The 26,919-nt window shown below is 64.4% G+C and carries 23 protein-coding genes; 8 read left to right on the forward strand and 15 right to left on the reverse strand.

Going from position 1 to position 26,919, the window contains the following annotated elements:
* Positions 1–65: 65 nt before the first annotated feature.
* The gene (locus CJ028_RS06655) at positions 66–1,010 is read right to left on the reverse strand and encodes a DarT ssDNA thymidine ADP-ribosyltransferase family protein (RefSeq protein ID WP_205683958.1); all 945 of its coding nucleotides are present in this window, start codon (positions 1,008–1,010) and stop codon (positions 66–68) included.
* A gap of 105 nt (positions 1,011–1,115) precedes the next feature.
* A complete protein-coding gene (locus tag CJ028_RS06660) occupies positions 1,116–1,784 on the reverse strand; it encodes an HAD-IA family hydrolase (protein WP_105034484.1) in 669 nt (222 codons plus the stop codon).
* 127 nt (positions 1,785–1,911) lie between these two features.
* Between CJ028_RS06660 and CJ028_RS06665 the strand changes: the two genes are divergently transcribed.
* Positions 1,912–2,655, forward strand: coding sequence for a sulfite exporter TauE/SafE family protein (locus CJ028_RS06665; RefSeq protein WP_105034485.1), 744 nt, complete (start codon positions 1,912–1,914; stop codon positions 2,653–2,655).
* A 2-nt stretch (positions 2,656–2,657) separates the two neighbouring features.
* On the opposite strand, the gene CJ028_RS06670 is transcribed toward CJ028_RS06665, so the two are convergent.
* Entirely contained in the window at positions 2,658–3,419 is a 762-nt protein-coding gene (locus CJ028_RS06670; RefSeq protein ID WP_129590402.1) for an endonuclease/exonuclease/phosphatase family protein, read from the reverse strand.
* A 127-nt stretch (positions 3,420–3,546) separates the two neighbouring features.
* The gene (locus CJ028_RS06675) at positions 3,547–4,866 is read right to left on the reverse strand and encodes a short-chain fatty acid transporter (protein WP_105034486.1); all 1,320 of its coding nucleotides are present in this window, start codon (positions 4,864–4,866) and stop codon (positions 3,547–3,549) included.
* Between the two features lie 210 nt (positions 4,867–5,076).
* Between CJ028_RS06675 and CJ028_RS06680 the strand changes: the two genes are divergently transcribed.
* Together CJ028_RS06680 and CJ028_RS06685 are read left to right on the forward strand one after the other, a co-directional pair.
* The gene (locus CJ028_RS06680; protein ID WP_105034487.1) at positions 5,077–5,676 is read left to right on the forward strand and encodes a histidine phosphatase family protein; all 600 of its coding nucleotides are present in this window, start codon (positions 5,077–5,079) and stop codon (positions 5,674–5,676) included.
* Between the two features lie 252 nt (positions 5,677–5,928).
* Positions 5,929–6,702 (forward strand): ice-binding family protein, encoded by a 774-nt coding sequence (locus CJ028_RS06685; protein ID WP_105034488.1) that lies wholly within the window; start codon positions 5,929–5,931, stop codon positions 6,700–6,702.
* A gap of 64 nt (positions 6,703–6,766) precedes the next feature.
* Here CJ028_RS06685 and CJ028_RS06690 read toward each other — a convergent pair whose 3' ends face one another.
* Positions 6,767–7,057, reverse strand: coding sequence for a hypothetical protein (locus CJ028_RS06690; protein ID WP_129590403.1), 291 nt, complete (start codon positions 7,055–7,057; stop codon positions 6,767–6,769).
* Positions 7,058–7,168: 111 nt separating this feature from the next.
* On the opposite strand from CJ028_RS06690, the gene CJ028_RS06695 reads away from it, so the two are divergent.
* Complete coding sequence (locus CJ028_RS06695; RefSeq protein WP_205683959.1) at positions 7,169–7,447, forward strand: glutaredoxin family protein; 279 nt, start codon at positions 7,169–7,171, stop codon at positions 7,445–7,447.
* A gap of 66 nt (positions 7,448–7,513) precedes the next feature.
* On the forward strand, positions 7,514–7,837 hold the full coding sequence (locus CJ028_RS06700; protein WP_105034490.1) for a hypothetical protein: 324 nt from the start codon (positions 7,514–7,516) through the stop codon (positions 7,835–7,837).
* On the opposite strand, the gene CJ028_RS06705 is transcribed toward CJ028_RS06700, so the two are convergent.
* Both CJ028_RS06705 and CJ028_RS21710 read right to left on the reverse strand, forming a co-directional pair.
* The gene (locus tag CJ028_RS06705) at positions 7,834–8,376 is read right to left on the reverse strand and encodes a redoxin domain-containing protein (protein WP_205683960.1); all 543 of its coding nucleotides are present in this window, start codon (positions 8,374–8,376) and stop codon (positions 7,834–7,836) included. The two genes, CJ028_RS06700 and CJ028_RS06705, sit on opposite strands and share 4 nt — an antisense overlap.
* Entirely contained in the window at positions 8,373–8,552 is a 180-nt protein-coding gene (locus CJ028_RS21710; protein ID WP_205683961.1) for a redoxin domain-containing protein, read from the reverse strand. Before CJ028_RS21710 ends, CJ028_RS06705 begins: the two co-directional genes overlap by 4 nt.
* Positions 8,553–9,217: 665 nt before the next feature.
* On the opposite strand from CJ028_RS21710, the gene CJ028_RS06710 reads away from it, so the two are divergent.
* Complete coding sequence (locus CJ028_RS06710) at positions 9,218–9,511, forward strand: hypothetical protein (RefSeq protein ID WP_129590404.1); 294 nt, start codon at positions 9,218–9,220, stop codon at positions 9,509–9,511.
* Between the two features lie 149 nt (positions 9,512–9,660).
* Entirely contained in the window at positions 9,661–9,885 is a 225-nt protein-coding gene (locus CJ028_RS06715) for a hypothetical protein (RefSeq protein WP_105034492.1), read from the forward strand.
* A gap of 257 nt (positions 9,886–10,142) precedes the next feature.
* Here the strand turns inward: CJ028_RS06715 and CJ028_RS21910 are convergent, their stop codons facing one another.
* The 3 genes from CJ028_RS21910 to CJ028_RS06725 form a co-directional block, all read right to left on the reverse strand.
* Positions 10,143–10,253, reverse strand: a complete 111-nt coding sequence (locus CJ028_RS21910; protein ID WP_161498912.1) for a PIN-like domain-containing protein — start codon at positions 10,251–10,253, stop codon at positions 10,143–10,145.
* Between the two features lie 62 nt (positions 10,254–10,315).
* The gene (locus CJ028_RS06720) at positions 10,316–11,335 is read right to left on the reverse strand and encodes an LLM class flavin-dependent oxidoreductase (protein ID WP_105034493.1); all 1,020 of its coding nucleotides are present in this window, start codon (positions 11,333–11,335) and stop codon (positions 10,316–10,318) included.
* A 90-nt stretch (positions 11,336–11,425) separates the two neighbouring features.
* On the reverse strand, positions 11,426–16,267 hold the full coding sequence (locus tag CJ028_RS06725) for an NAD-glutamate dehydrogenase (RefSeq protein WP_105034494.1): 4,842 nt from the start codon (positions 16,265–16,267) through the stop codon (positions 11,426–11,428).
* A gap of 657 nt (positions 16,268–16,924) precedes the next feature.
* On the opposite strand from CJ028_RS06725, the gene CJ028_RS06730 reads away from it, so the two are divergent.
* A complete protein-coding gene (locus tag CJ028_RS06730) occupies positions 16,925–18,718 on the forward strand; it encodes an HNH endonuclease signature motif containing protein (RefSeq protein ID WP_161498913.1) in 1,794 nt (597 codons plus the stop codon).
* Between the two features lie 159 nt (positions 18,719–18,877).
* On the opposite strand, the gene CJ028_RS21170 is transcribed toward CJ028_RS06730, so the two are convergent.
* The 5 genes from CJ028_RS21170 to CJ028_RS06755 form a co-directional block, all read right to left on the reverse strand.
* Entirely contained in the window at positions 18,878–19,771 is an 894-nt protein-coding gene (locus tag CJ028_RS21170; RefSeq protein ID WP_205683962.1) for an aggregation-promoting factor C-terminal-like domain-containing protein, read from the reverse strand.
* A gap of 296 nt (positions 19,772–20,067) precedes the next feature.
* Positions 20,068–21,243 (reverse strand): Wadjet anti-phage system protein JetD domain-containing protein, encoded by a 1,176-nt coding sequence (locus tag CJ028_RS06740; protein WP_105034496.1) that lies wholly within the window; start codon positions 21,241–21,243, stop codon positions 20,068–20,070.
* The gene (locus tag CJ028_RS06745; protein ID WP_105034497.1) at positions 21,243–24,617 is read right to left on the reverse strand and encodes an ATP-binding protein; all 3,375 of its coding nucleotides are present in this window, start codon (positions 24,615–24,617) and stop codon (positions 21,243–21,245) included. Before CJ028_RS06745 ends, CJ028_RS06740 begins: the two co-directional genes overlap by 1 nt.
* Entirely contained in the window at positions 24,614–25,270 is a 657-nt protein-coding gene (locus CJ028_RS06750; protein WP_105034498.1) for a DUF4194 domain-containing protein, read from the reverse strand. Before CJ028_RS06750 ends, CJ028_RS06745 begins: the two co-directional genes overlap by 4 nt.
* Positions 25,267–26,718 carry a DUF3375 domain-containing protein gene (locus CJ028_RS06755; RefSeq protein ID WP_105034499.1) on the reverse strand — a complete coding sequence of 484 codons (1,452 nt, stop codon included), beginning with the start codon at positions 26,716–26,718 and terminating at the stop codon, positions 25,267–25,269. Before CJ028_RS06755 ends, CJ028_RS06750 begins: the two co-directional genes overlap by 4 nt.
* Positions 26,719–26,919: the final 201 nt, after the last annotated feature.

A 26,919-nucleotide genomic window follows, 5' to 3' on the forward strand; every position in this document is an offset into this window, starting at 1 on the left:
CCAGTCTATAGGCTGGGCCCACGGACGGGGCCCGGGCCCCGTCCAGAAGACAAGGCCCGTATTTGCTACTGGGCGTCAGCGGAGGTGTGGAACCACGGCGGGTAGACCGCGACCTTGGGCTTGAACGAGCTGGCCTTCAGAATGCCGCGCACGGTCTCGCGCACGTTGTCATTGCAGACGCCGATGAGCGTGATCAGTTCCATGGGTACTGCGTCTGGCACGAGCAGTTCGGCGTCGAGAATCATCGCGCCGTCGGCTTCAGCGCGCAGGGTCTGGAGCATGCGCTCAGCGGTGGCCGGCGTGGCGCCGAATCTGGTGAGCGTTCCGGCGGCGTCACCGTTGGTGACGGCAACCACGCTGGAAACGAACGGGGCCTCATCGTCGGTGGCGTCAGCATCCGTGGCCGTGTCGGCAGAAGCGGCCACGGCCGCGAGACCGTCGTTGATGTTCTTGACTGTGCTGACGAGCATGACGAAGTCGAAGGCTTCGGAGCCGTGGGCGTCGAGCGCGAGGCGCGGGTCAGCGGCCTCGGCGCGCACGCTCTCCCAGACGGTCGCGTTCGGCGACAGAAAGAACGGCACGTACTCGGCAACGCTGCGACCGTCGCCGGCCACGAGGGCCGCGTGACGCAGCTCGCGCGTGGCCGGAGCGGAGATGTCCACGACGGGACGTGCCGTGAGGGCGTCGTTGGCCAGCAGGCACCCGTCCTTCAAAATCGCGGCGAGGTTGCTGATGTGAGTGAGGTGGTACACGCGCTGCTCGTCGACGTTGTCGGTCGAAACCTTGTCGGTGGCGACCTTATCGGCGCGCACCGGGCGCGGCGCTCCGGCGACCCGAACCGAGCGAGCCGCGCGGGCGGCTGGTATGGCAGCAGTCGGCAGCGGGTCGCGCAGCGAGGACAGCTTCGGGGCGCGGGTCTTCTTCACCGGGTTGAGGGGTTCAGTGACCACTTTGGGATAGCACAGGGCGCACAATTGGCCCTCGAGTCCGTGGATGCATTCGTCGTCCAAGAGGGAAGAACCTTTCGTTTCGCGTACTCGCGCCACTCGGAAAAGCCGAACGCGCATAGCGCCTATCAACGTTACGTTCATTTGAGGTCGTGCGCTGACCGTTCTTTAGCTTTTCGGCGACACGATCCGAACAATCAGTCCGCCGTTTGAAACCTCGATGCGCAGGTGATCGAGTCCGGCCACGATGAGATCGGCGTCAAGCTCGGCGGCCGAATACGTTCCAGCGACGCCGATCGTGGTGCAACCGGCGGCGCGGCCGGCCTGCAATCCAGCGGGCGCATCCTCAATGACCAGGCAGCGGCGTGGGTCGACTCCGAGCCGCGCGGCTCCCGCGAGAAACGGCTCGGGATAGGGCTTGCCGCGCGGGGTGTCATCGATTGTCACGATCACGTTCGGTGCCACCAAAGCGGATGCCCCCAGCCGCGCGACCGCCAGTGGCCGCGCGCAGGACGTGACGATGGCCCGTCGACTCTCCGGCAGGCTGTTCATGAGTGCGGCAGCACCGGGCAGCACGGTGATGTCGTTGGTGTCTGCGGTTTCGAGCTCGAGAATCCGCGCGATCGCTTCGTCGACACGTTCAGGCGGCACGAGTTCCTCGATGATGTCGCGGGCCGGGCGTCCGTGGGAGGTGTCGTCCTTGGCTACGCCCCATTCTTTGGCCCACAGTGCCCACGAGCGGTTGACTGCTGGCGTCGAATCGATGAGGGTGCCGTCCATGTCGAAGAGCACGGCGTCGAACGTGCACCCCTGCAAAACGTTTTCGGTACCGGGCATCCGCTGTCCTTTCGTCGTGACGACTGAGTGCCGTTTCTCAACGGTAGGCCACCCAGCAACGACCACGCCATTCGGTGGGGACGGGCCGGTATCGTGGACAGCAACAACCAAGCTGGGAGACCGTACCGTGTGGACGACCGTTCTGGTGATCACGGCCGTACTGATCGGCTCGAGCATGCAGCGCATCACCGGTATGGGGTTCGCCCTCGTCGCTGCCCCCTTTCTGGTGCTGCTGCTCGGGCCGGTCGACGGCGTCATCGTGGTCAACGTGTGCGGGGCACTCACCGCGAGCATTATTTTGCTGCGCGTCTTTCGGCAGGTGGACTGGCGGCGCTACGGCATTCTGGCGGTCTGCGCCGTCGGCGGCATCGTGCCGGGTTCTTACGTTTTGCAGTTCGTGCCGGTGGCCTGGCTGGAAATTTCGATCGGCGTACTCGTGGCCGCTGGCCTGACCATCTCGATTAACCTCGGCCGAGTCGTGGTGCGCGACCGACTCGGCTTTCGCGTGCTAGCGGGCATGTCCAGCGGGTTCATGAACACCACTGCCGGGGTCGGCGGCCCGGCCGTGAGCATTTACGCCATCGCCACGGGCTGGCCGCAACGGTCCTTCGCTGCGACAATGCAGCCGTACTTTCTCACGATCGGGCTGACATCCCTGGCCTCAAAATTCGCCCTGGGATCGGCCGGCCTGCCGCAGCTTCCCGCACTGGTCTGGGTGCTGATCGGGTGCGCCTGCATTGTCGGGCTCATAGTCGGCGACCGCCTGACGACGGTGATCGAGCCGCACGTGGCCAGGCGTCTGCTCGTGATCGTGGCCTATCTCGGGTCGTTCGCGACCATCCTGCGCGGGGTGCTCGAGCTTCTCGTTTGACCTCAGATGGTGAAGTCGACGCCCTCGACCGACACCGACTCGTCGCGGGCCGGATGAGCGAGGTGATGCGCGGCCGCCGAGTGCATAATTTGCTCGTCTGGGTAGGTAGCCGTCACCAGAATAGGCATGTGGTCTGACGTGCCCTGCGGGAGGGTCTCGACGTTGGAGATGTTTAGCCCCATCGAAGTGGCCAGGTCGAAGTGCCCGCGAAAGAACTTGTACCGCGTGTAGGTGCGCGTGTCGCTGAGCGTGAGGTCGTAACCGGACTGGTTCACCTTGTAGCCGAGCTTGCCCTGAAAGATCGGGTAGTTGTAGTCGCCGACCATGAGGGTGGGCAACCCCGGACCGAGAATGCTCAACTCTTCGTGGGCCGTGCGAATTTGGTTGCGACGCAGGGAGTTGAGCGCGGTCAGCGGGGCTGCGTGAAAGGAGGCGACGACCAGCTCACGCTGAGCGACATTGTCGATCAGACGCGTCGCAATCAGCCGCTCGTGGGCGGGCGCTGCAAGGCGGTCGTGCAGCGATTTCTTGAGCGCGAAGGTCTGGGTCTTGATCGCCGTGAAGCGGTCCCTGTTGTAGTAGATCGCCAGGCCCAGCCGGTTGCGGTGGGTCGAGTCGGCCAAGTGCAGGTGACCGACCTCGGCCGGCAGGTCGATGGTGTTGCATTCCTGCAGGCAGAGGATGTTGGGACTGTAACGTTCGGCCAAAGCGACGAGTTCGCCGCTGGCACGATTCTTGCGGAGGTTGTAACTAATGACCCTCATGGCACCCGTCTCAGACTTGATGGCTATGCCACAAGCCTACGACTCTCGCCGAGGTCGCAATTGAACATCCGGGGTCAGTTGGCATATGCGCAGGTGGTATCCAGCCTGCACACTCTCCCGATCAGGGCTAGCCGGCACCGACGATGAACATGGTCGCGATGAAGACCAGGCCGGCCGCCAAAAAGGTGATCGTCGTGTAGCCGAGGATGTCGCGCATCTTCAGCCCGGCGATCGCCAGCAGCGGCAGCGCCCAGAACGGCTGGATCATGTTGGTCCACTGGTCACCATAGGAAACGGCCATGATGGCGACCGAGGGGTCGACGCCGAGGCGTTCCGCCGCGTCGAGCATGATCGGGCCCTGCACCGCGAACTGGCCACCACCGGAGGGCACGAAGAAGTTCACCAGCCCGGCCGCGAGCAGTGCCATGACGCCGAAGGTCGCCGGCGTCGACACGTTCACGAAGAAGTCGGAGAAGACGCCGATCAGGCCAGAGCCGACCATCATGCCGAGGATGCCCGCGTACAGCGGAAACTGCAGCAGAATGTCGCCGACGTTCGACGCCGCGTCTTTGGTCAGCCGGATTAGTTCGAACGGGTTGCGCACGAGCAGAAAGATCAGGGCGAGGAACGACCAGTTCACGATGTCGAGTGTCAGCGTGCCGCCCTCGACGAAGTGGATGACGAGGTAGGCGACGAGGGCGAGACCCACAATCAGAGTCAGGATGCGACTGGCATCCAGCCGGTCAGCGGGTGTGACGACGGGTTCCTGGGCAACCTGCTTCTCGCGTGCATCGACCTCGAGCACAAAGACCGGGGCGCCTTGGCGAGGGGCGACCAGCGCCAGGGCGAGGGCCACAACCACGATCGTCGCGATGGCCGCGGTGATATTCCACGCGGAGAATGTGGTGTCGGCCAGCGAGATTGTTCGGCCGAGCTGCTCCGCCAGGAAGGAACCATCGGTGGCTGCGGTGAGCGGGCCCGATCCGGAATAGCCCATGTGCCAGATCACAAAGCCCGAGTAGCCGGCGGCGACCAGCAGGGGGAAGTGCGCCGGTACGCCCTTGGCGCGCAGCTGAAAGGCCACCTCCTTGGCGAGCAATCCGCCGACCACAAGGCCGAGGCCCCAGGTGATGAGGCAGGCCACCGCGGCGACGGTGAACACAAAGATGTAGGCCTGCAACGCCGTTCGAGGCACGCCGCCGAGTCGCACCAGCAACCGGTGCACCGGAGTCGTGTTGGCCAGAATATGCCCAAGCAGCAGCACGAGCGCCATCTGGGTCATGAAAGCGAGCAGCCCGGCCAGGCCGTCGCCCCAGCTGCGCACGACGTCGATCGGGCCGGAATCGGTGAGGATCAGGGCGAGTATCGCTACGATCACGGTCAGCGCGATCACGAACACGAGGGCGCTCGGAATGAACCGTTCGACGAGCGAGTTGATCGGGCGCATAAACGCGGCGGCGGGGCCGGTGGCGCGTTTCTCAGTGGCAGTTGACACGAAAGTCCCCCTGGTTTGCTACAACATTGTGGCTCAGGGCGTCTGCACTGACCTTGTAAAGGTAGCAGGCGGGTCGTCTACTCCCCCGGTCGGGGCCGCCGAAAGCACGAAACGTAGACTTGACAGGCCACCGCGTTCCTGTGGCACGCGTGAGGGAGTCGCATGACCCAGAACGACATCGTTCTTATTCGCCACGGACAGACCGAGTGGAGTATTTCCGGTCAGCACACCGGGCGCACCGACATTCCGCTGACCGACTTCGGTCGCCAGCAAGCGGATGCCCTCGGCGAGATGCTCGACGGCGAACACTTCGATCGGGTCTATTCGAGCCCGTTGGTGCGCGCCCGGGAGACGATGGAACGCGCCGGATACGGTAGGAAGGGAGTGGTGAGCGACGACCTCGTGGAGTGGGATTACGGTGTGTATGAGGGCCGCCGCACCGTCGACATTCGTTCAGAGATTCCCGGCTGGACCGTGTGGGGCAACCCGATTTTTGGCGGCGAATCCGTCGAGGAGGTGGGCGCTCGCGCCGATCTCGCCATCGAAACGTGCCTCGCCGCCGAGGGACGAGTGGCCGTCTTCGCCCACGGACACTTTCTGCGCATCATGACCGCACGCTGGATGGGCCTGCCAGCCGTCGCCGGCAAGAGCCTGAGCCTCGGCACTGCAACGGTGTCGACTCTTGGTTGGGAACGCGAGAATCGTGTGCTGCAGATGTGGAACGACGCCTGCCACCTGAGTTCGATGGACCCGGTCGTCTAACCGGCCCCTGAACGGCCGCAATTGCCCCTAGTCTGGGGTTAGACAGATTCTATTCGTTGGAACCATTGTCGTGGGGGCGCACGAACGAGTGTGCGAATGGCGCCCGGAGGACACGACAGTGGGGACTTGGGGGCGTCACCTGCTCGCGAGCCCGGTCAACGGGGGAAGCCCGATGTGCAACATCGGCGACCACGCCAACGCGTGGCCCTGCCGGACCCGCATGGTGCGGGTCTATACCGAGGGGAAAATATCATGAGTTCGTTCACACAGCTTTCACCGTCGCGCAAGCGACTTCTCGGCGCTCTGCTCGCCTTCGGCATGATCGGAGTCGGCAGTATCGGAGTCGGCGGAGCCGTCGCCGCCGAGCCCGCCCCGCGCGCCGCGGTCGACCTTGGAGAGGCCGGCACCTTTGCCATCCTGTCGAAGTCCGGCATCACGGATGTCTACGCGTCCGCGATCAGCGGCAACGTTGGCGCGAGCCCCATCTCCGGTGCCGCTATTCACCTCACCTGCCCGGAGGTCGACGGAACGATTTACAGCGTCGACGCCGAGGGGCCCTCCTGCATCGTGACCGATGCCACGTACCTCACCGAGGCCGTCAGCGACGTCGAAATCGCTTACACCGATGCCGCAGGGCGCACCACTCCCGACTTCATCAACCTGGGCGCTGGCGAGATCGGTGGCCTGACCCTCACCCAAGGCCTCTACAAGTGGGGCACCGACGTGAACATTTCCACCGACGTCACCCTCACCGGCACCGCGGATGACGTCTTCATCTTCCAGATCTCCAAGGATCTGGTCCAGGCCTCCGCCCAAAGCGTCATCTTGGCCGGCGACGTGCAGGCGAAGAACGTGTTCTGGCAGGTTGCCGGTTCCGTCGCCATCGGCACGACCGCGCACTTCGAAGGCACCATCCTCAGCCAGACGATGATCGCCATGAAGACCGGAGCGACCATCAACGGCCGCCTTCTGGCCCAGACGGCCGTCACACTGCAGAGCAACACGGTCACCGCGCCCGTCGAGTAACGCAGCAACGCAGAAAGGCGCGGGTGACTTCTGGTCACCCGCGCCTTTCGTCACTCTGGTGGGGTCAGCGCACCGGCACCCAGGTTCCCTTAACCCGCTCGGTAACCAGCGATGCCCGCAGCTCGGCGACGAGTCGCAGGTCAGCCACCACGTGGGCGCCGATCTGGAGGGCCGACGCCGCGTCATCCGCTGTGAAACGCACGATGATTCGGGCGGCGCCGGCGACGATCGTGAGGTCGGAGGCCTCCACCGTGGTGAATTCGGCCGCCGCAGCTGCGGCCCGGGGCACAACCGAAGCGGGCGCGGTGCCAGGGTGCAGGGATTCGATACTCATGGTGACGCGATAAGAAGGCATGGCTTCAGGGTACGGGTACTCCTTTAGTGCACGAGTCATCAGGTCGACCACTGCACGACTACAGCGGATGTCCACCCGCCTCACACAGGCGCGCCACCTAAACTTTCTGGCATGACTGAATCCATTGCCACCGACACCGCCACGCGCATCACGATGTATGGGGCGGAGTGGTGCGGCGATTGCCGCCGTTCCAAGTCGCTGCTGGACCGCCTCGAGGTGGACTACGACTACGTGGACCTGCTGCTCGTCGAGGACGGTGCCGACCGCGCCCGCGCCATCAGCGGGCGCACCAACATTCCGGTCATTGTGTTCCCCGACGACACCCACCTGGTCGAGCCGAGCGACGCCGAGGTGCGCACCAAGCTCACGCAGCTCGGCCGCCTGAGCTGACCCGACGCCGTTGCCCCCACCCCCGTGCTACTGTCAGAAATCGCAGATACCAACGGGGGTAGCACCATGCACGCAACGCTCACACCGACGACACGGCGCGTTCCTATTTCGCTGTGGATCAGCGCGGTACTTTTCGTGGTCTACAGCGTTCTCGGCGTGGCCGTTGCTCTGGCCGTGCGCACCGATGCGCTGAACATCATTGCCCTGCTGACCGTGTCGCCACTGATGTTCGTGGGCATGGTCGTCTCCGTGGTCGACATCGTGCGCACCCGCAAGCGCGGCGGCGCCGACCCGGCCTACACCCGGCTGCAGTGGGTCGGCCTCGCACTCATGGTCGCGGCCATGCCGCTCTGGATGGCTATCGCGATTGCGATCGCCTCCCTGCCCTAAACCTTCAGGCGGGAGTCGATCTCGGCTTCAGTGAGCTTCTTGGTGCAGAAGTAACCAGTCCTGGCAGGTGAGTTCTTCTTCGGCGGCACCGTCCATACGCTCCTTGGCCGTTCCGCACGAGCCGGGCAGCGGCATAATGACGGGTTCGCCCGGCATCCAGTCGGCGGTGTCGCTACACCGAACTCATCGGCGGTCTGCAGCGCCTTGATCACCCGGAGCAGTTCAGGAAAGTTGCGGCCGGTGCTCAGCGGGTAGTAGATGATCGTGCGGATAATGCCCTTCGGATCGATGATGAACACGGCGCGCACTGTTGAGGAGCCGCCTTCACCGGGCATGATCATGCCGTATTTCATCGAAACCTCAACCGTGTGGTCGTCGATGAGCGGGAAGGTGACTAGCACGTTGCTGTGCCCGCGGTAGGAGATCTTCTGCTCGATCGTGCGGAGCCAGGCGATGTGACTGTACAGCCCGTCGACCGAGAGCCCGACGAGGTCCGTGTTGTACTGGGCAAATTCCTCCTGCATAACGGCGAAGGTCATGAATCGCTCGTGCAGACCGGGGTGAAGTCGGACGGGTGGCTGAACAGGATGACCCACCGGCCGGCATAGTCGCCGGGAAAGGAAATGTCCCCCTGGGTGGTGACGGCCGTGAACTCCGGTGCAGGGTCTCCGAGGCGCGGCATAGTGAAAGTGGCGGTGGGGGTGGTTTCAGGCATGGTTCCTCAAATCTGTTCGTTAGGGAAACGCCTGAACAAACCGCATCCGAGCTAATTCCAACACATACCCCCACCGGTACCCGATATTTACCCTCAAGGGCAGAACGCCCCCTTACGCGGGCCGCCGCTGACACCCCGCAGTTATCCACAGATGTACCGCGTCGAAGTGGACCTACGCGGTACGTGAATAGGGTGACTGCATGATTCCAATTGCATCGAGATCCCGGCAGAAATCTAGCCCCCCTTGTGTGCTTGCCCTAGCCTAACTAGCGCCCTATCATGGTTAGGAAGTGAGCCAGCGCGAGGTTGAGAAGTACCTCACGTCTCTCGGCTGGCAGCTGATTCGAACCTAAGGCGGACACAACGTGTGGAAATCAGGCGACGGAACCCTCACTCTCGCCATCCCCACCCACGGGCGAGTCTCCCCCGGGGTCGTGCGCCAGATCGTCAAGATTTTACCGACGACACCTGATTCATGGCGATAGAGAGCCTTCCGAATGTTTAAGACTGTTCTCGAGGGCTCCGGGCCCCATACTTCTTCGCCAACAGATGCGCGACCTCACCATTTCGACGCCGTCGCGATCAGGGAGGGGCGCTGGTGGATAATCACCGTCCCTGCGCTCGATGCCGTCACCCAGGCTCGGCGTGTGCGACAGATCAACGACATGACCATTGGACTTATCTCCGCTTTGCTCGACCTCAACGAGGAACAAATCGAGGTCACTGTCGCGCTCGAGATGCCCGGAGCCGCTGCGGCGGCATGGAGCGAGGCATCCGTTCTGCACGAGGAAGCACTTGCCGCCGAGCGAACCGCCGCCTCCCTGCGGCGACGGGCAGTGCACAATCTGACCGCCGACCACGGTCTAACGCAGGCCGAGGCAGCGCTTCTGCTCAAAATCTCGCCTCAGCGGGTACAACAGCTCGTCGGGTCGGCCTCAGCCGCTGGCGCGCCCCAGTAGTCTGCTCTCCAGCGCAATCGGCCCCTCGTAGCCGAAGAATTCTTATGCCGTTAACACAGAACTCCGATATTTCATCAGCTTTGGGCGTAGCGTCGAAGGGCTACCCCGGACCCGGTAGCGGTTTCGACCGCGAAGAGCGAGGGGTACTGATGTTTCACACGTTTCTACATCCAATAAGCGACTTCTCCGGCGGGGAATCGGCCGCCGTCGGGGTCGCCCTGCCACCGATCGCCGTGATCGCCACCGGGGTCATTGATCTCGAACAACAGTCCTCGCCTCAGGTTTCTGCAGTGCAAACGACCACACCATCGGCTAGTACGAGGACACTTGAAGATTGGCTCGACCAGCTGCCGATGCGTGGCTGGGACGCCTGAGCGCAGTCAGTACGGCTGGTGCTGACAGCCGCGTCAACGCCTGCCGAGGTCGGGCGCGATCTACTGCACGATGGTCTCGAGCAGGTGGGAGTTGAAGTCGACTCACCTCGAGCAGCTCCTCCTGAGTCTGTCCCATCCCTTTTTCCCAGTGGCGATGCATTCGGACATCGCGATCTCCTCCGCGCAGCTGACGCTCGATGCCAGCGCGGCGTCGGGTCATCAATGAGAGATGCCCCTCCAGATTGGCTACCTCTTCCCTATGGCTGGCGATCTGCCCAAGGATTTCTTGACGTTCGGGCTCGCCCCTGGGTCTCACCTCCATGCCTCCACCACCAATCCTCCTTGGCATCATCGGTGACGAAGATCACAGGCAGCGTCGCTGCAACGGAGCCTTCACTCGACTACCGGATTCTTGGCTTCCCGAATCGGCCTAGCGCCAGCCGAGGTCGGGTGCGATCTGCTGCACGATGGTCTCGAGCAGGTGGGAGTTGAAGTCCACGCCGAGCTGGTTTGGAATGGTCACGAGCACGGTGTCGGCTTCGTGCACCGCCGCATCCGTTTGAAGCTGATCTACGATCGCGGCGGGCTCCCCAACGTAGCTCTTGCCGAAGCGGGCCAGGCCACCGTCGAGGTGGCCGACCTGGTCGTGGCTGCCGGCCGCCGCTTCGCGACCGAAGTAGGCGCGGTCGAGATCGTTGACGATCGGCAGGATGCTGCGGCTCACCGACACCCGCGGCATTCCCTCGTGCCCCGCTTCGGCCCAGGCACTCCGGTAGATGGCGATCTGTTCGGCCTGCAGGTCGCCGAACGGCACGCCGGTGTCTTCAGAGAGCAGAGTCGAACTCATGAGGTTCATGCCCTGCTCCCCCACCCACTGGGCGGTCTTGCGGGTTCCGGCTCCCCACCAGATGCGCTCGCTCAGCCCGGGCGACTGCGGCGCAATAGCCAGAAGTCCGGTGCGCCCGGTCATCTGCGGGTTGGCAGGGGCCATTCCGGCGCCGCTGATCGCGGCCCGGAAGATGGCGGTTCGCGCACGCGCGTCATCGGCGTCACTGCTGCCCTCGGCCGGTAGGTACCCGAACGCCTCGTAACCGCGCAACGCGGTCTCGGGCGAACCGCGACTGATGCCGAGTTGCAGACGCCCGTTGCTGATCAGGTCGGTGATCGCGGCTTCTTCGGCCATGTACAGCGGGTTTTCGTAGCGCATGTCGATGACGCCGGTGCCCAGTTCGATCCGGCTGGTGCGGGCGGCCATCGCTGCCAGCAACGGAAACGGCGACGCGAACTGCGGGGCGAAGTGGTGCACGCGCAGATACGCGCCGTCGATTCCGAGGTCCTCGGCAGCCTGAGTCAAGTCGATCGTTTGCAGCAGGGCGTCGCCGGCCGTGCGCGCCTGCGATCCCGGTACCGGTTGGTAGTGGCCGAACGAGAGGAATCCGATGCGCTTCATACTCGGTGCAGCGTTCGCACCCGCCGAGCTATTCCCGCGCGTAAAGGAAGGAGGGCGCCCCGCACTCGGGGCGCCCTCTTTCAGTGTTTGTTAGCGGCGCACGATGGATCGCAGCAGGCGCACGGCCACGGAGAGCGACGCCATGTCGTCCTGCGCGAGCGAGTTGACCTCTTCGAATACGCTGCGAGCTCGGCCGAGCTGTTCGGCGTTGAGCGCTTCCCAGGCCAGGAGGCGCTCGTCGGCAGCACCGGCATCCGTTTCGTCCAGCACGGACCGGGTCATGTCGGCGACGGTTGAGTACAGGTCGTCACGCAGCGCGGCACGGGCGAGCGCCTGCCAGCGGTCCTTGCGGGGCAGCTTGGTGATGCGCTCGAGCAGGTTGTCGATACCGAAACGGTTGTAAACCGTGTAGTAGATTTCAGCGACCTCGGTGACCTGCACGTTTGCCCGAGCAGCGACCTTGGCCACGTCAAGCAGCGCGTAGGCCTCGAACAGTTCCGACCAACGGCGCCCGAGGTCGTCGGGCAGGCCCCATTCTCTGGCCTTTTCCTCCTGCATTTCGAGGCGGCCCCGGTCGGTACCCTGCAGGTATTCGCCGAGGTGCTCACGCATCAGCGCAATCTGCGGCTTGTACTTGGCGATCACCGCACCAACGGGCATGTTGCCGCCGTGATTGACCTGCCAGCGCACCGCCCGGTCGAGCAGCCGGCGAATGTCCAGGTGAATCGCCGTCCACTTCTCGGTCGGGAACGACGATGGCAGCGCATTGAGTTCGCTCACCATCGTGTCGATGTCGAAAATCTCCCGCAGGGCCACGAAGGCGCGCGCGATTGTCGCCTGGTTGGCCGAGGTCTCTTCCATCGTGCGGAAGGCGAAGGTGATGCCGCCCAGGTTGATCATGTCGTTCGCGACAACCGTAGCGATGATTTCCCGGCGAAGCGGATGCGTGTCCAGCTCGGCATCAAACCGCTCCGACAGGTGCGTCGGGAAGTACCGGCGCAGGGTGCTGCCGAACCACGGGTCATCAGCCAGATCGCTGTCGCGCAGCGCGGTGGCCAGTTCGATCTTGGCGTAGGCGGCGAGCACGCTCAGCTCGGGGCTGGTCAGCCCCTGGCCGCGGTCGAGCCGCTCCCGCAGTGTGGCCGTGGTCGGCAGGGCTTCCAGCTCGCGCTGGAGATCACCGGATTCTTCGAGCCAGTTCATGAGGCGCTCGTAGCTCGGGCTCCAGTTGTTCACGAGCACCCGGTCGTTGAGCAGCAGAATGTTCTGGTCGACGTTGTCTACCAGAACCAGACGCCCCACCTCGTCGGTCATCTCGGCGAGGAACGCGGCGCGTTCGGCCGGGTCGAGCTTGCCGGCGGCGACCATGCGGTCCACGAAGATCTTGATGTTGACCTCGTGGTCGGAGCAGTCGACACCGGCCGAGTTGTCGATCGCGTCGGTGTTAAGAATGACGCCGGCGAGCGCAGCCTCGATGCGGCCGAGCTGGGTGAAACCGAGGTTGCCGCCCTCCCCCACGACCTTGACCCGCAGGTCACGGCCGTCGACCCGGATACCGTCGTTGGCCTTGTCGCCGACCTGCGCTGCCGTTTCAGTGCTGGCCTTGACGTAGGTGCCGATACCACCGTTGTAGAGCAGGTCGGTAGGGGCCAGCAGAATGGCCCGCAACAGTTCGGGCGGGCTCAGCTGAGTGGTGCCCTCAGGCAGGCCGAGCACGACCTGAACCTCGGCCGAGATCGGAACGACTTTGGCCTGGCGCGGGAAGACGCCGCCGCCGGTACTGATCAGGTCAGCCGAGTAGTCGGCCCAGGATGAGCGGGGCAGTTCGAACAACCGGGCCCGTTCGGCGAAGGATCGCGAAGGATCGGGGTTGGGATCAAGAAAAATGTGCCGGTGGTCGAAGGCCGCGACGAGTTTGGTGTGCTTCGACAGCAGCATGCCGTTGCCGAACACGTCGCCCGACATGTCGCCGACGCCGACGACGGTGAAGTCTTCGGTCTGGGTGTCGACACCGAGTTCACTGAAGTGACGTTTGACCGATTCCCAGGCTCCCTTGGCGGTGATGCCCATTTCCTTGTGGTCATAGCCGACCGAGCCGCCGGAGGCGAAGGCATCGCCCAGCCAGAATCCGTACTCAGCGGCCAAGCCGTTGGCGATATCGGAGAAGGAGGCCGTGCCCTTGTCGGCGGCGACAACCAGGTAGCTGTCGTCATCATCATGCCGCACCACGCGGTGCGGCGCCACGACGTGCTCGCCGTCGGCGTCGGCGACCAGGTTGTCGGTCAGGTCGAGTAGCCCTCGAATGAAGGTCTTATAGCTGTCGATGCCCTCAGCCATCCAGGCCGCGCGGTCCAGGCCTGGGTCGGGGAGCTTCTTGGCGAAGAACCCGCCCTTGGCGCCGGTCGGCACGATGACTGCGTTCTTTACCGTTTGTGCCTTGACCAGGCCAAGCACCTCGGTACGGAAATCTTCACGGCGGTCGGACCAGCGCAGCCCGCCGCGGGCTACCTTGCCGAAGCGCAGGTGTACACCCTCCACGCGCGGCGAGTACACCCAGATTTCGTACATGGGCTTGGGTGAGGGCATCTGCGCGATCTGTGACGGGTCGAGTTTGATGCTGAGATAAGGCTTGTACTGAAAGAAGTTCGTGCGCAGCGACGCTTCGATCAGGGTGATCAGAGTGCGCAGCACGCGGTCGGCGTCGAGGGTGGCGACCTGCTCCATCGCTAGCCGCAGCTGTTCGCGCACGTCGGCCAGGCGCAGCATCCGCTCATCGTCAGCCAGGTCGGGGTCGAACCGGGCTTCGAACAGGGCTACCAGTCCGCTCGTGACGGCCGAGTTGGCGAGCATGACGTTTGCGCCGAAACCGTAAGAGTTGGTGTTGCCGATCTGGCGCAGGTACTTGGCGTAGCTGCGCAGAATGACCACGCGGTGCCAGGGCATTCCGTCTTGCAGCACGAGACGGTCGAGGCTGTCGGATTCAATGGCTCCGCTGATGGCCGCACCGAAGGAGTCGGCCAGCAACGTTCCGGTCGCGACCGGGTCGATTCCGGCGGGGTAGTGCAGGCCGAGGTCGTAGAGGTAGAAGCGGCGCCCGTCGGTGGTCTCGATTTCGAACGGAACCTCATCGAGCACCTCGAGCCCTAAGTTTTGCAGAAACGGCAGAATCTGGCTGAGGCTTTTCGGTTCGGTCATGTAGAGCTTGATGCGGGCGTCTTCGCCGGGGTCACCGGCAGTTTTGGGCAGGTACACGTGCAGCCCAGGGCGGGTGTGCCCCTCAGCGGATGCCCCCACCTCCGCGGCGCAGGCTTCGAACCGAGAGATGTCTTCGAGCGCGTCGGTGATTTCGTAGTCGACCCGGTAGCTGTCGGGAAAAGCGTCGGCCCAGATAACGGCCAGGCGCTCTGCTTCTTCGACCGAGTGTGTTTCGCGAAGTTCGTCACTGATGCCCTCGGGCCACGAGCGTACGGCCATGGCCAGGCGGTGCTCCAGTGCGGCGATATCGACGGAATCGGCCGAGACGTCTTTGGGCAAGCGGATGCGATAGAACAGTCGCGCGAGCGCGGATTCGGTCATGCGTGCTTCGAAGTCGAGCGATTCCGAGCTGAACGTCTCTTGCAGCTCTTTCTCGATGCGCAGTCGTACGCCGGTGTTGTAACGGTCACGGGGCAGGTAGACCAAGGCCGACATGAACCGACCGTAAATGTCGGGGCGCAGGAACAGTCGGGTACGACGACGCTCCTGCAGACGCTGAATGGCGAGCGACGTGGTGACGAGGTCTGGCACCTCGATCTGGAACAGCTCGTCACGCGGGTAGGTTTCCATGATGCCGAGCAGGTCTTTGCCGCTGTGCGACTCGAGTGGAAAACCGACCTCGGTCATGACGGCTTTGACCTTTTCGCGCAGCACCGGAACGGCCGTGACGGAGCTGGTGTAGGCGCTCGCCGCGAACAACCCGATGAAGCGCTGCTCGCCGTTGACCTGGCCGGCGGCATCGAAACTCTTGATTCCGATGTAGTCGAAGTAGGCGGGACGGTGCACGGTCGACCGGGAGTTGGCCTTGGTGATCACCAGGGCCGTGCGCTCGCGCGCTTTCTGACGTCCGGCATCCGTCAGGTGCTGAATCTGGTGTCGGTCGTCGGCGGAGCGCAGCAGGCCGAGGCCGGTCCCCTCGATCAGGGTGAGCACGTCTTCGCCGCCCAGCGTCTCGAGGTTGTACTCGCGGTAGCCGAGAAAGGTGAAGTTGCCCTCGTCGAGCCAGTGCAGCAGCTGCTGGGTCTGGTGGACGTCTTTGATCTGATCGCCACCGGTGATGGTGTCGAGCGCGTTGGCGATCTGCATGGCCTTGGTGCGCATGAGCGGCCAGTCTTCGACGGCGGCACGAACATCGCCGAGAACGGCGGCCAGCCCGGCGATGAGGCTGGACTGTTCCTCGTCGCTCGCGCTGTTGATCTCGATGGCGATCCAGGACTCGAGGTGTGAGGCGTCATCACCGGTGGCGATGAGGTGCGCGATGTTGGGCATGGCCGAGGTATCACCGCTGGAGACACCGGCGCTGGCCGGGATTCGGTTGATGTCGACGAGATCGTTCGTGGCCTTACTGCGGGCGACAATGAGCAGGGGGTGCACGACCAAATGGATGGCCGAGTGCTGGCGCACCAGCTCCGCCGTGACCGAATCCACGAGAAAGGGCATGTCGTCGGTGACGATATAGACGACACTGCGACCGGATTCATTGTGGATCTCGATCGTCGCCGTCTTCGGCACTCGGCGCTGGGCAACCTGCCAGTGCTCCTGCGCCCGGGCTGCAAGCAGCTCCGGGCTATAGTTCGCGGCATCTTCGTCTGTTAGGTGCTCATAATAATCAACTATGAACGTTTCGAGCGTTGGATCTGACGGGGACAGACCCGTTCGGGTGAAACCAGACGACATCGAGAAAACGCCTCCATCAAATTCATCGTCGCGCGATGCGGATCGACACAACGAAATACGTGTGCAGGGCTCCTGCGCCGGGCACGTCGGTGTGCCTCGCCGAACTCAAACATGGAGATCCTTACTCGCCCATCGTAGCGCCGGGCCCTGCACTCGCCGCTGACCGCCGCAGAACCTGCGGCCAGCCGCGAAGAAACAGCCCGCGCATCGTCGATTCGGTCGTGACCGGGGCATAAACCGCCTGAAAATGTCGAATCGGCGTAGCCGTTGGTGGCCATTGGGACACGATGAGCGTCGACCGGCACACCCGAGTCGCCCGCAAGGCAATATCCATTGAACCGGCCGTCGCTCAGCAACCGTTTCAATTCGGCACGCTGCCCTGCGGTCGTCTGAAGATCCTCCGGGAATTACACAGTGGGCCCACCGGAACGGTGGAAGCGCATTCGTGACGGATAATCGCTTATTTCTTCTACATCTCACCGTTGACATCAAATCGCTGCGGCAGTGAAATACGAATGATCGCCCTTACTCTGTCTAGTAATGGGGGCAGTGGTGTTGACGAAATCTGATCATACGGTCGAATTTACGGCTTGGAATAATTCTGAGCTTATCTCGCTTTTTTGTTCGATTCGCGATAGAATGGGTGTCAAGGAGGCAATGGCGCCCATGTTCATGGAAAACCCGAGTGAGTTCAGTTCACACCCCGTCATTGTGGCGGTGGAGCAGGCTCGGGAGATTCTGTTGGCGGCGTTGCGTGGGGTGTCGTTCGGGCTGCTCGGTGATGAAGAGTCGCTGACCATGTTGCTCGCGCTGGAGAGTGTGGGCCGAGTGGTCGACGGGGCCCGGGTGCTCTCCACGACGGATGTGCTGCGCCGCTCCGAATATTTCGATGCTTCCGCCGCCCAGGCCGCTGCTCAGTCCTCTGCAGCCAAGGCCTCTGCTGCCCAGGCCGCTGCTACGAGTGCTGATGCGGAGTCTGCGATGGCGGAGAGCGCCGCGCCGGCGGGGTCGGGCGAGGCTGCTCCTGGCACGGCGACGGCTCTGGGTGCGCCGATGCTGGCCCGTCGGCTGGGCTGCCGCAGCGGCGTCGAGCTGGTCTGCACCCTCGCCCGGCTGTCTCGCAGCGAGGTGCGGCAGCGGTCAGCGCTCGGTGAGAAAGCCGGCCAGCGGATGCTGCTCGGTCGCCCCCTCACTCCCACCTACCCCGTTCTCGGCGAAGCCCTGCAAGGCGGGGCGCTCGGGCTGGAGCAGGCCCGGGTGATCGTCACGGTGCTCGACGGCCTGCGCTCTTCAGTTCTGGTGGAAGACCTCGACCGGGTCGAACGCTCCCTGGTAGCCAGCGGCTCCGGCGCAATCACCTCCGAAACAGAGGGGCTGCCCGGTGCGGGTATCGCGTTTGCGCCGGAGTTGCTGCGGCAGCAGGGCATCCAGTGGAAGGCGCGCCTCGCCCCCGACGGCACGGCGCCCGGTGAGACGCCGCCGGAGCGGCGCAGCTGGCTCACCTTCGGCACCCTCAGCAACGGTGGCTACAGCCTCAACGGCTGGTTCACCACCCTCGACCGCGCCATCATCGGCAACGTCTTCGATGCGTACCTGTCCGCCGCCGCGTCCAACCCGGTCCCCGGAGCCAACGCCACCGCAGCTACTCCTGGCACCCAAGTCACACCGCGCGCCACGGTCGCGTTTCGTGACACCGACCCCGCCGACCCCAGCACCAGCGAAAAGAAGAACAGTGGCAACAGCCCTGACACCGAAGCCGAAGCCGAAATCGAAATCGAGGTCGAGAGTAACGACCTGCCCGACCCGCTCAGCTCCGACAGACTCAGTCCGTGCCCGCAGCAACCCGACGACACCCGCTCCCGCAGCGAAAAACAAGCTGGCATCCTCCGCGCTGTGTTCGAAGCCGCCGCCCGGCAGCCCGGCACCCCGACCATGGGCGGAGCCGCCCCCACCGTGCTCGTGCACATCAACATCAACGACCTCCTCGCCGGCCGCGGCGCCGGCTGGATCGATGGCCTCGACGGCCCCCTCACCACCAACCAGATCGACGAGTTGATTTGCGCCGGCGGGTATCAACCGGTGCTGTTCGGCCACAACGGAAAGATCCTGCACCTCGGCACCAGCAACCGCTTCTTCACCGCCCAACAACGCCGAGCACTCGCCGCCCGAGATGGCGGCTGCGTCATCCCCGGCTGCACCATGCCACCCCACCTCACCCAAGTGCACCACGTCGTCCCGTGGCGCCAGGGCGGCCCCACCGACATCGACAACGCCGTCCTGCTCTGCAACGCCGGCCATGCCAGCATCGACACCTCCGGCTGGGACATCGACATGCGAGACGGCCGCCCCTGGATCCGCGGACCCCTCATCTTCGACCCCACCCAAACCTGGCGCCCCGCCGCACAAAACCGCGCAGCCACCCCCACCGAAAAACCCAACTGGAACAAGTAGCGTCTACGTCGATCCAGTCAGATCAACGCAGTCACGCAAGATTGCAACACTTCCGGACTGTGCGTCCACTCGGAGTGGGGTACTTGCGGCACGGCTCAATCTCTCCCTCGCGAGCACCACAGACTGCAGCGAAACCTCGAACAACGTCAAACTCAACCACTAGTACCAGCCGACCGCCTGCGAGTGCGACCAGGCGGCGCACGGCGTTCCGTAGGACGAAGCCTTGATGTAGCCGAGGCCCCAAGCGATCTGCGTGGTGGCATTGGTGGCCCAGTCGTTGCCGGCCGACGCCATCTTGCTTCCGGGCAGTGCCTGGGGAATTCCGGTAGCGCCGCTGCTGGAGTTCATGGCCGCGTAGTTCCAGCCGGATTCTTTCTGCCAGAGACGGTCGAGGCAGCTGAACTGATCGGCGCCCCAGCCGTACTGCGAGGCGGCCATCGACTGTGCGGTGGCGCGGGCACCGTCCACAGTGTTTCCTCCGGCAACAGATTGCAGGCGGGCGGCCTCGGCAGCCGCCTGTGCAGCGGCTTCGGCGGCAGCAGCCTGGGCGGCAGCGGCCGCAGCAGCCTCGGCGGCGATGCGGTCGACTTCAGCGGTGGCGGCAGCGAGCGACGCAGTCTCAACCTTCGCCTCGGCCGTGAGTGACTCCACCTGGTCGATCGGCATAATCGCGTAGCTGGCGAGCGAGCTGGCTACCGAGGTGAGGGTGGTGGCATCCACTTTGCTCTGGCTGGCCGCGATGACGACATGGGCTGCGACGAGGGCAGCGGATGCATTGTCGCGCGAGATCGACTCGCCGTGGGCCGCGTAGAAGTCGAGCTGGTCACTCTGCAGGCCGGTGCTTTCGGCGAGTACGGTCGTGGCGGCGATGCTGTCTTGCCGGGCATCGGCGGACTGGGCGACGAATCCGCTGCTGGCAACAAGGCCGGCGATAACGAGCACGGCACCGGTGGCAACGAAGATCTCATGCCGGCGGGTGCGTGGTTTGCGGGGCTTCTGCTGCGTTCGAGGGGCGAGGTGGGCATGAGGCGTTTCAGTGTGTTTTGGGCGCATGTCCTTCATCTGGCGCGAATGATGGACGCTAGGTACGCCCGTTCGCTGGGTTTCGAGCCCGTGCACTTCGGGGTGGCGCGGGCGAGTTGGCCAGCATGCCCGGCCTGTTTGAACGAAACCTCACGATTTTCCCCGAAACCCCTGATTTTCGGTCACACGCACTGTGCCATGGCATACTTTGCGACCTGGCGAGGGCTGGTGCACGCAGGAGATAACGTGATTGTGCTGGTCACAGGAATAATTTCCGGCAGAATGAGACTCGACCGGTTGGCCTCGGAGCCGGCAAAATGCCAAGATTAATCTTGCACAGTGAAGGCGAGCAAGCGCCCCAGCGCGTGATTCCACTCGATGCGCTCCTGCTCCAGGCGCACATTTCCCTCCGAGCGGATGCGGGAGAGTGCGCCCATTTCCTCGGCTGTCAGCGAAAGATAGGTTCCCCCGGCCGCTTTCGGCTCGGGGACCCAGAGGTCACGAAAGAGCAGCAAAGTCGCTTCGTCCATGAGAACGCTCGTCACGTCGTCGCAGGTCGAACGCAGCGCGTGCAGGATGGCGAACCCGTCAGAGTCCAGATCACCCCAATAGATGACACGGCCGGTGTGAATCCAGGGGATCGATCCGAGGCGCGGTGCCGCATAACCACCGCCGTGTACAACGACCGCGCCTGGCAGCTCGGGCATGGCGAACATGGTCTCCAGGTTTTCAAACACGAACACCGTCGTCGGAGCGATAGCGAGCGCGGCGAGCTCCTCGACCGGCGCGATCACGTCGCAGAGCCCTCCCGGCCGCAGGTGTGGATCCAGAAAACGCACCCGCACAAGGTTCGGTGCGCCCTGCAAGCCGAGCGTAAGGTTTCCGCTCACGGCCGAGTGCAGCCCCTCGACGATGGCGCGATGCCCTTCGAGCCATTTGGTGTCGATTCCGCGGATCGGCAGCTGCCGAATGCGCCAACCGGATGCGGGATGCTCGGCCAGCCACGCCACCACCTGCAGCAGGGTAGCAAAATTCGCGTCGGTCAGGGCTTGCAGTGTGCGGGAGTGGGTGCGGATCGCCACGGCGAGGGGGTCGACATCGTCGTTTGTCGTCGGGAATGCCAGCCGCAACAGGGCGGCGCGGCGCTGGAGAACCCGCCACTCGCGCGCGGTGGCAGCGCCGGCGAACGCGGCGATCGCATCCGCTCCGCGCAGCGTGCACCGTTCGGGAACAGTCTGCGTGCCAACCCTTGACCACTGACGCTCGCCCCAGCGCACGTCAATGTTCGGCGCACGTGAAGCGGCCGCCCGCCACTCGCGCTGCCAGGCGATCGCGGCATCCTGGCCGAGGAGCGCGGCACGTTCGGTCGGCGGGTGCAGCACGATCTCAAGGAGAGCACTCTCACCGCCGAAGGCCGCCCAGTCCCGTTGATCCTGGAGAACGCGCTTGCGGGCGCGCTCCTGCGCCTCGGGCACCGTCACCATGCCGCGGGGAACAGCCATCAGGCCTCGTCGTCGGCGCGAAAGACGACACTGGCCGTGCGCGAATCGTTGCGGGTGGTGTTGGTGATAGAAGTGATGCCGCCGACGTAGGGTTCGATGGTCTGCAGTAGTTTTTCCGGGGTGGCCAGAATCATGTGGAACCCAAACTCCACGAACACGTCCATGGCCATGCGTGTGTAACGACTGTCGGCCTTGTCGAAGGCTTCGTCCAGAATGATCGTGGCGTAGGTCGGTAGATCGTCTTCATCTGTGGCGAGTTGGTAGCGCAGCGCAGCCGCGAGGCAGAAGATGACGAGTTTCTGCCTCTGCCCGCCCGAGAGGCCGGCGCTGGAGTCGTGCACGTTTACCGTGCGGCCGGCCAGATCGACTTCGTGGGCCATAAAGGTGACGTGTTCGCGGGTGTCGAGGCAGCGGCGGCGCCACGCGACATCGGCGTTGTCGCTCGAGGCCAGGCGCGCCATGACCTGGTTGAGTACGACAAAGCGTTTTTCGGCCGCAGCGAGGTCGTCGTCGTTCCAAGCACCGTCGGCGACGGTTTTGAGGTCGGCCATGAACTGCAGAACCTCGGGGGCGCGCCTGGTTTTCACCTCGATGCGCAGGTAGCGTTCCACGTCGAAACGGGAGCGCCCGAGCGAGGCGTTGACCGGGTCGATGCGGTCAACGACGAGTTTCGGGGCATCGCGAATATCCGAGGCCAGGTGCCCGATCAGATCGCGTGATTTCTCGCGCAGCAGTTTGAGAAAGTTCCCTTCGTGTTCGGGGAGTCCCCGCGCCACGATGCCCTCGAGCAGCCCGCGATAGCCCGCCCGATCATCGATCGAGGTGCTGAGATCAGCGGATGCCGCCGGCCAGCGGGTTTGAAAAGCTCCGGATCCGAGCACAAACGTTGATTGCGCCGTGCGAATGAGGTTCTGGGCGACGAGCGATTCGCGGTGCAGCACGTCGCTGACCTTGCGGCCGACTTCGCCGATGTTCTTGCGGTCGATTTTGCGCACCACGGACCGATAGCGGGTCTCGAGCAGGGCGGTATCCGCATCGGACAGGGCCCCCGATTCATCGGTATCGCGGGCCTGCACGCGCCGCCCGATGTCATCGATGAGCCCGGTGAGTTCGCGCAGAATCGCAGCGCCCTGGCTCACTTCGAGGGCTCGCGCTCTGGCCGTGGCTTCAGCCTCGTGCAGCGAGGTACGGGCATCCGTTTCGGCGCTGATGGCACCCTGCAGCTCGGTGTTTCCGGTCGTGAGGGCCTCGAGTTGGCGGCGGCGGGCCCGCACGAGTTCGTCGGCCGCGGTGCGATCGAGCTCGGTCCAGTCCTGGCCGAGCACGCGTTCGAGCACGGCGCGGCGGCGGGTGGCGGCGTCCCGATCGTGCTGGGCGCGCTTGAGCCGGCTGTCCGCTTCGCGGTGCCGTTGGTCGGCCTCGCGCCGGCGCTCCAGGAGCAGGTAGATCTTGGCCTCATTGTCGGCGCCGAGAATCCATTGGCTGCGGTCGTCGATGCGGTGGCGGTCATTCTTCTCGTACCGCCGCGCATTCTTCTTGACTTGCCCGCCGATCGTGACGCCCTTCTCCACGTCGTCGAGTTCGTCGGGGTGGTCAACGCAGGCGTAGTCGAATTCCTTGGCGGCTCGGGATTGCAGCCAGTCTCGGAACGGTCCATCACTCACCCGAATGCGGTGCAGCAGCGACCGTGGGGTTCGGGCGGCCTTCGGTGGGTCGGCGAGCGTCGGAACGGCCTCGAACACGAGACGGGCGCCGAGGTTGCGGGATTCCACGCGGCGCCGTACCTCGGGCAGGTACTCGTCGCGCACGAGCAGCGCGCTCGCGAGCGGATAGAGTACCCGCTCGATCGCGCCGCTCCAGTCGGAGAACTCGGGCAGCACCTCGATCAGTTCGCCGGCAAATGGCAGTGCAGCCTCGGTCACACCGAGCTCGTCGGCCAGACGTTTGCGGGCGAGCAGCAGCGCGGCCGGCAGATTGCTCTTCCGGGTGCGCAGCTCGGTGAGCTCGCGGTCGACCCTGACCAATTCTTCGCGCGCGGCGAAATACTTCTCGTTGTCGTCGTGATCGTGCGCGGTCTGGGGCGCGGATTCTTTCAGGGCGCGGCGGCTCGACTCGTGAAATTCGACGAATTCGGCGTTGTTCTGCGGCGCGGTGGCCACTCCGACCCCGGCGAGGTCGTCGCTGAAGGCGTTCCAACGTTTCGCGGTCGCTTCAGCACCGATTACCGCGTCGGCGACGCGGGCCTGCATCAGCGCAGAGTCTGATCCCCCCAGTCGCAGTGCGCGACGTTCGGCGGCACGCAAGCGTTCTTCTGCGTCGTCGCGCGCGGCATCGGCCCTACCGGATTCTTCCTCGGCGCGGGCATGGTGGGCGCGCAGGGCTCCGCGTTCATCGCCAGCGAGGCGCAGCGTGAGCTGGTCCTGGAACGGGTCGATCAGGTCCACCAGGCGCGCCGTTTCGGTGGCCCTGGCTGAGGCGGCTTCGTAGTCAACGATGGAGGTTTCGAGCTGCTTCAGATGCTCGGCCTGGCGGCGCAGCTCGACGACGTGCTGGTGTGCCTGATTGAGCTCGCCGAACTGCTCGACGGCGGTCTTGGCCCGCTTGAAGGTCGGCGGCTCGTCGAGCATGAACGAACGAAAGAGCTGGTCCAGGCTGCCGAGATTCTTGGCCGATTGGGTTTTGTGCAGCAGGTGCAGCGCGTTTTCGTTCGTGATGCCGAGTACCCGGCCGAGGCGCGAATAGAACCGGGCGTGACTACCCGTGGTTGTGATGATGGCCTCGGGCCAGGCCTTTTGGATGCGTTTGGTTTCGATCCCCGAAACGACGAACTCCTTGAAATCGAGCAGGGTCACCCGGCCGCGGTCGATGAAGCAGACATCTTTGAGGTCGGCCTTGTCGACGCTGGAGCCGCGCAGGTGAAACAGGCGCGCGAGGGTGATCGGGGCATTCTGCCCATTTTCGAAACCGAGCAGAATCCCGCTCCAGGTGGGGCCTTTACGCAGGTAGGTGCTGACGGCACGGTCGAGGTTTTCGTCGGCCTCCTTGCTCCACGCACCGCGCACGTAGCTGATCAGGCTGCGGTCGTCGTTGCGTGAGGCCGCATCCTGGGCTGCGGCGTTGAACCGTAACCACTTGTCGGGGGTGAGCACTGTGCCGATCGCGTCGAGCAGGGAGGACTTGCCCGACCCGGAGGCCCCGGTGAACAGGTGCCCCTTGCGGGCGATGTCGATCGGGTGAAACCCGTCGAAGGTGCCCCAGTTGAGCAGTTCGACTCGGGCCAGCCGCCACTGGCCAACGTGAATCGGACCGGTTGTTGTCGCCTGCGCGAGGCTGTCGGGCGTGTCATCGAAGCCGGGCATTTCGAGCAGGGTCATGCGGTCACGTCCTCATCGGTGTCGGCGTCGAATCCGCCGCCTTCCGCGGCAATGCGCCGGTATTCGGCGCCAATGGCCTGAATCTGGTCGGCGTCGACGATCAGCCGCAGCACCGGAGAGATCTCGGCGCGATCGTCAACGCCCGCCAGGTGAATCACGCGCAGCTTGTTTTTCATGTTCAGCCAGGACGAATTCAGACGCCGGGCAAAGTCGGCCTCGTCACGGTCGGGCGTGCGGTAGACCCAGAGCTGCTCGAAGACTTCGTCCTGGCCCACGATCACCCGGCCTTCACCCTCTCCGGCGAGCAGCATCTGGCGCAGCACCAGCAACATCGCGGTGTCGAGAAAAGTGAGCGCTGCGGTACGCACGGTATTCGGCGTTTTCAGTTCGGTGGTGCTGACGTTGCGCACGAAGGCGAACTCACCGACCCGGTCGATGACGAGGTCAAGGAACAACTCGTGCAGCCGGGAGCGCAGGGCGGTTTCGTCGGCGAGCAGCGCCGACCAGAGCGACGGAGCTGTCACGCCCGACAGATACGGTCCTTTTATGAGTTCCAGCAGGGCGCGGCGGGATTGTTCGCCGAGCACGCCGGTGTCGTGCGCCCAGAGTGCGGTCGCGGGGGCAGTATCCGCTTCGATAATGGTGTCGGTCACAACAGTCTCCCCGTGAAGCGGTAGATCGGAATGTCGGCGGCGCGAGCGGCCTGATCGGTGCCTTGCCAACGCACGGTTTCGACGCCGCCGGGCACGGTGCCCTGATTGGCGGCGAGGGTGAGCAGCCCCACGACGCTCGCGACGCCCTGGCTGGCCGGGTGCCGTTCGAGTACCTCGCGCACGGTGCACTCGTCGAGTTCGGCGAGAACGCCGTTGACGTTACCGATGAGTTCGGCAAAATCAATCTCGGTCTCGCGGGCCAGAGCGCGCAGGGCCTCGAGGTCGGCGGTGCCGGCGACGTGCTCCACAATGGGCGACGTCGCGTCGAGTTCGGCGGGGTCGTGCAGCCGCAGGGCGCCGACGCTGCGCAGCGCGACCGCCGACAGCTCCAGGTGCAGCGTAGTCGGCTGATACGGCTTGGTGCGCGCGGATGCTTCCACCCCCGTCGCCAGCGCACGCCTGAGCAGGGAGCGCAGTACGCGGTCACGCTGGTAGTCCTGCGACTGCACGTAACGGCGCAGGCCTCGGGCGAACGCAGTGATCACCTCGTGAATCTCTCCGCTGTGGTCCTTGAGCGTGCCGATGAAGCGGCGGAGAAACCGCCGTTGCGCGGGGCTGAGGTCGGCCGCGAAATCGCCGGACAGAACCCGGGAAACGTCATCGTCGAAGGCACTGCCCACGGCCGGGTCGAGCACGAGGGCTGAAAATCCGGCGAAGCTGCGCCCTTCGTCGGATTCCGCGATGAGGTCGACGCCGCGAAACACCTCGTCAAGCACGGTGCGCTGAGTGTCGTCGCTCTCGACGATGCGGGCCCGGAGGTCGCGGTTGAGGTTCTCGAATTCGGCTCGCACCCGGGCGAAGTCGGAGGGGATCTCCTCGGCCTGAGCCAGAATGTCCCGCAGGCGTTCGAGCGCCCGCGCCGGGTCGAGGGTGTCGATATCACCTCGCTGGATGCGCTCGATCTGCGCGTCGATGCGGTCGCGCTGGGCGTGCAGCTGCTCGAGTCGCCGGGTGACGTCGGGGTCAGTGTCGATGGCGAGCTGGCCCAGTTGCACGCCGATGCTGGCCAGGCGAGATTCCGTGACAGTCTGCCGCGGCGCGGCGAGCTGCTCCAGAAAACGGATGGCGCCGAGAGCGCCGGGGGCGAGCTCGAAAGTCTCGCCGCGGGTGTCTTCATCGGCCCGACGGGTGAGAAAGCCCGACTTACGCCACTCGGCGCAGTAGCCCTGGGCACTTTGGGGCAGGTCGAAGCCGTGACCACGCAGGGCGTCGAGGTCGTGATCGATGCGTTCATAGAGCTCGGCCGTGGAGAGGCGCCGGTTTTCTCCCCCGAGATGCTCGCTCAGTAATGCAGCGATGACCGGGGCGTTGGCGGCGCGGAGGAGCCGCCAGGTGGCATCCGTTTCGATCAATTGCCGCAGGGCATGCGTCTGACTGAGTGTGGACAAACGGCAGACCTCCTTCGGCTCGTTTCAAGGGTACTGGTCGTCTGCGATCCATGGTTTCGTACACCACCGACATTGGCGACGTGCGTTGAGAACTTCTAAAATAGGCGGGCGGACCGATTAGTGTTTCACAACCACAAAACTCTTGCGCACAACCACACCCGTGACTTAGGCTCTAAGCGAGATAATCGAAACGTTTAGACG

Source organism: Cryobacterium aureum (genome assembly GCF_002954245.1).
Classification (GTDB): domain Bacteria; phylum Actinomycetota; class Actinomycetes; order Actinomycetales; family Microbacteriaceae; genus Cryobacterium; species Cryobacterium aureum.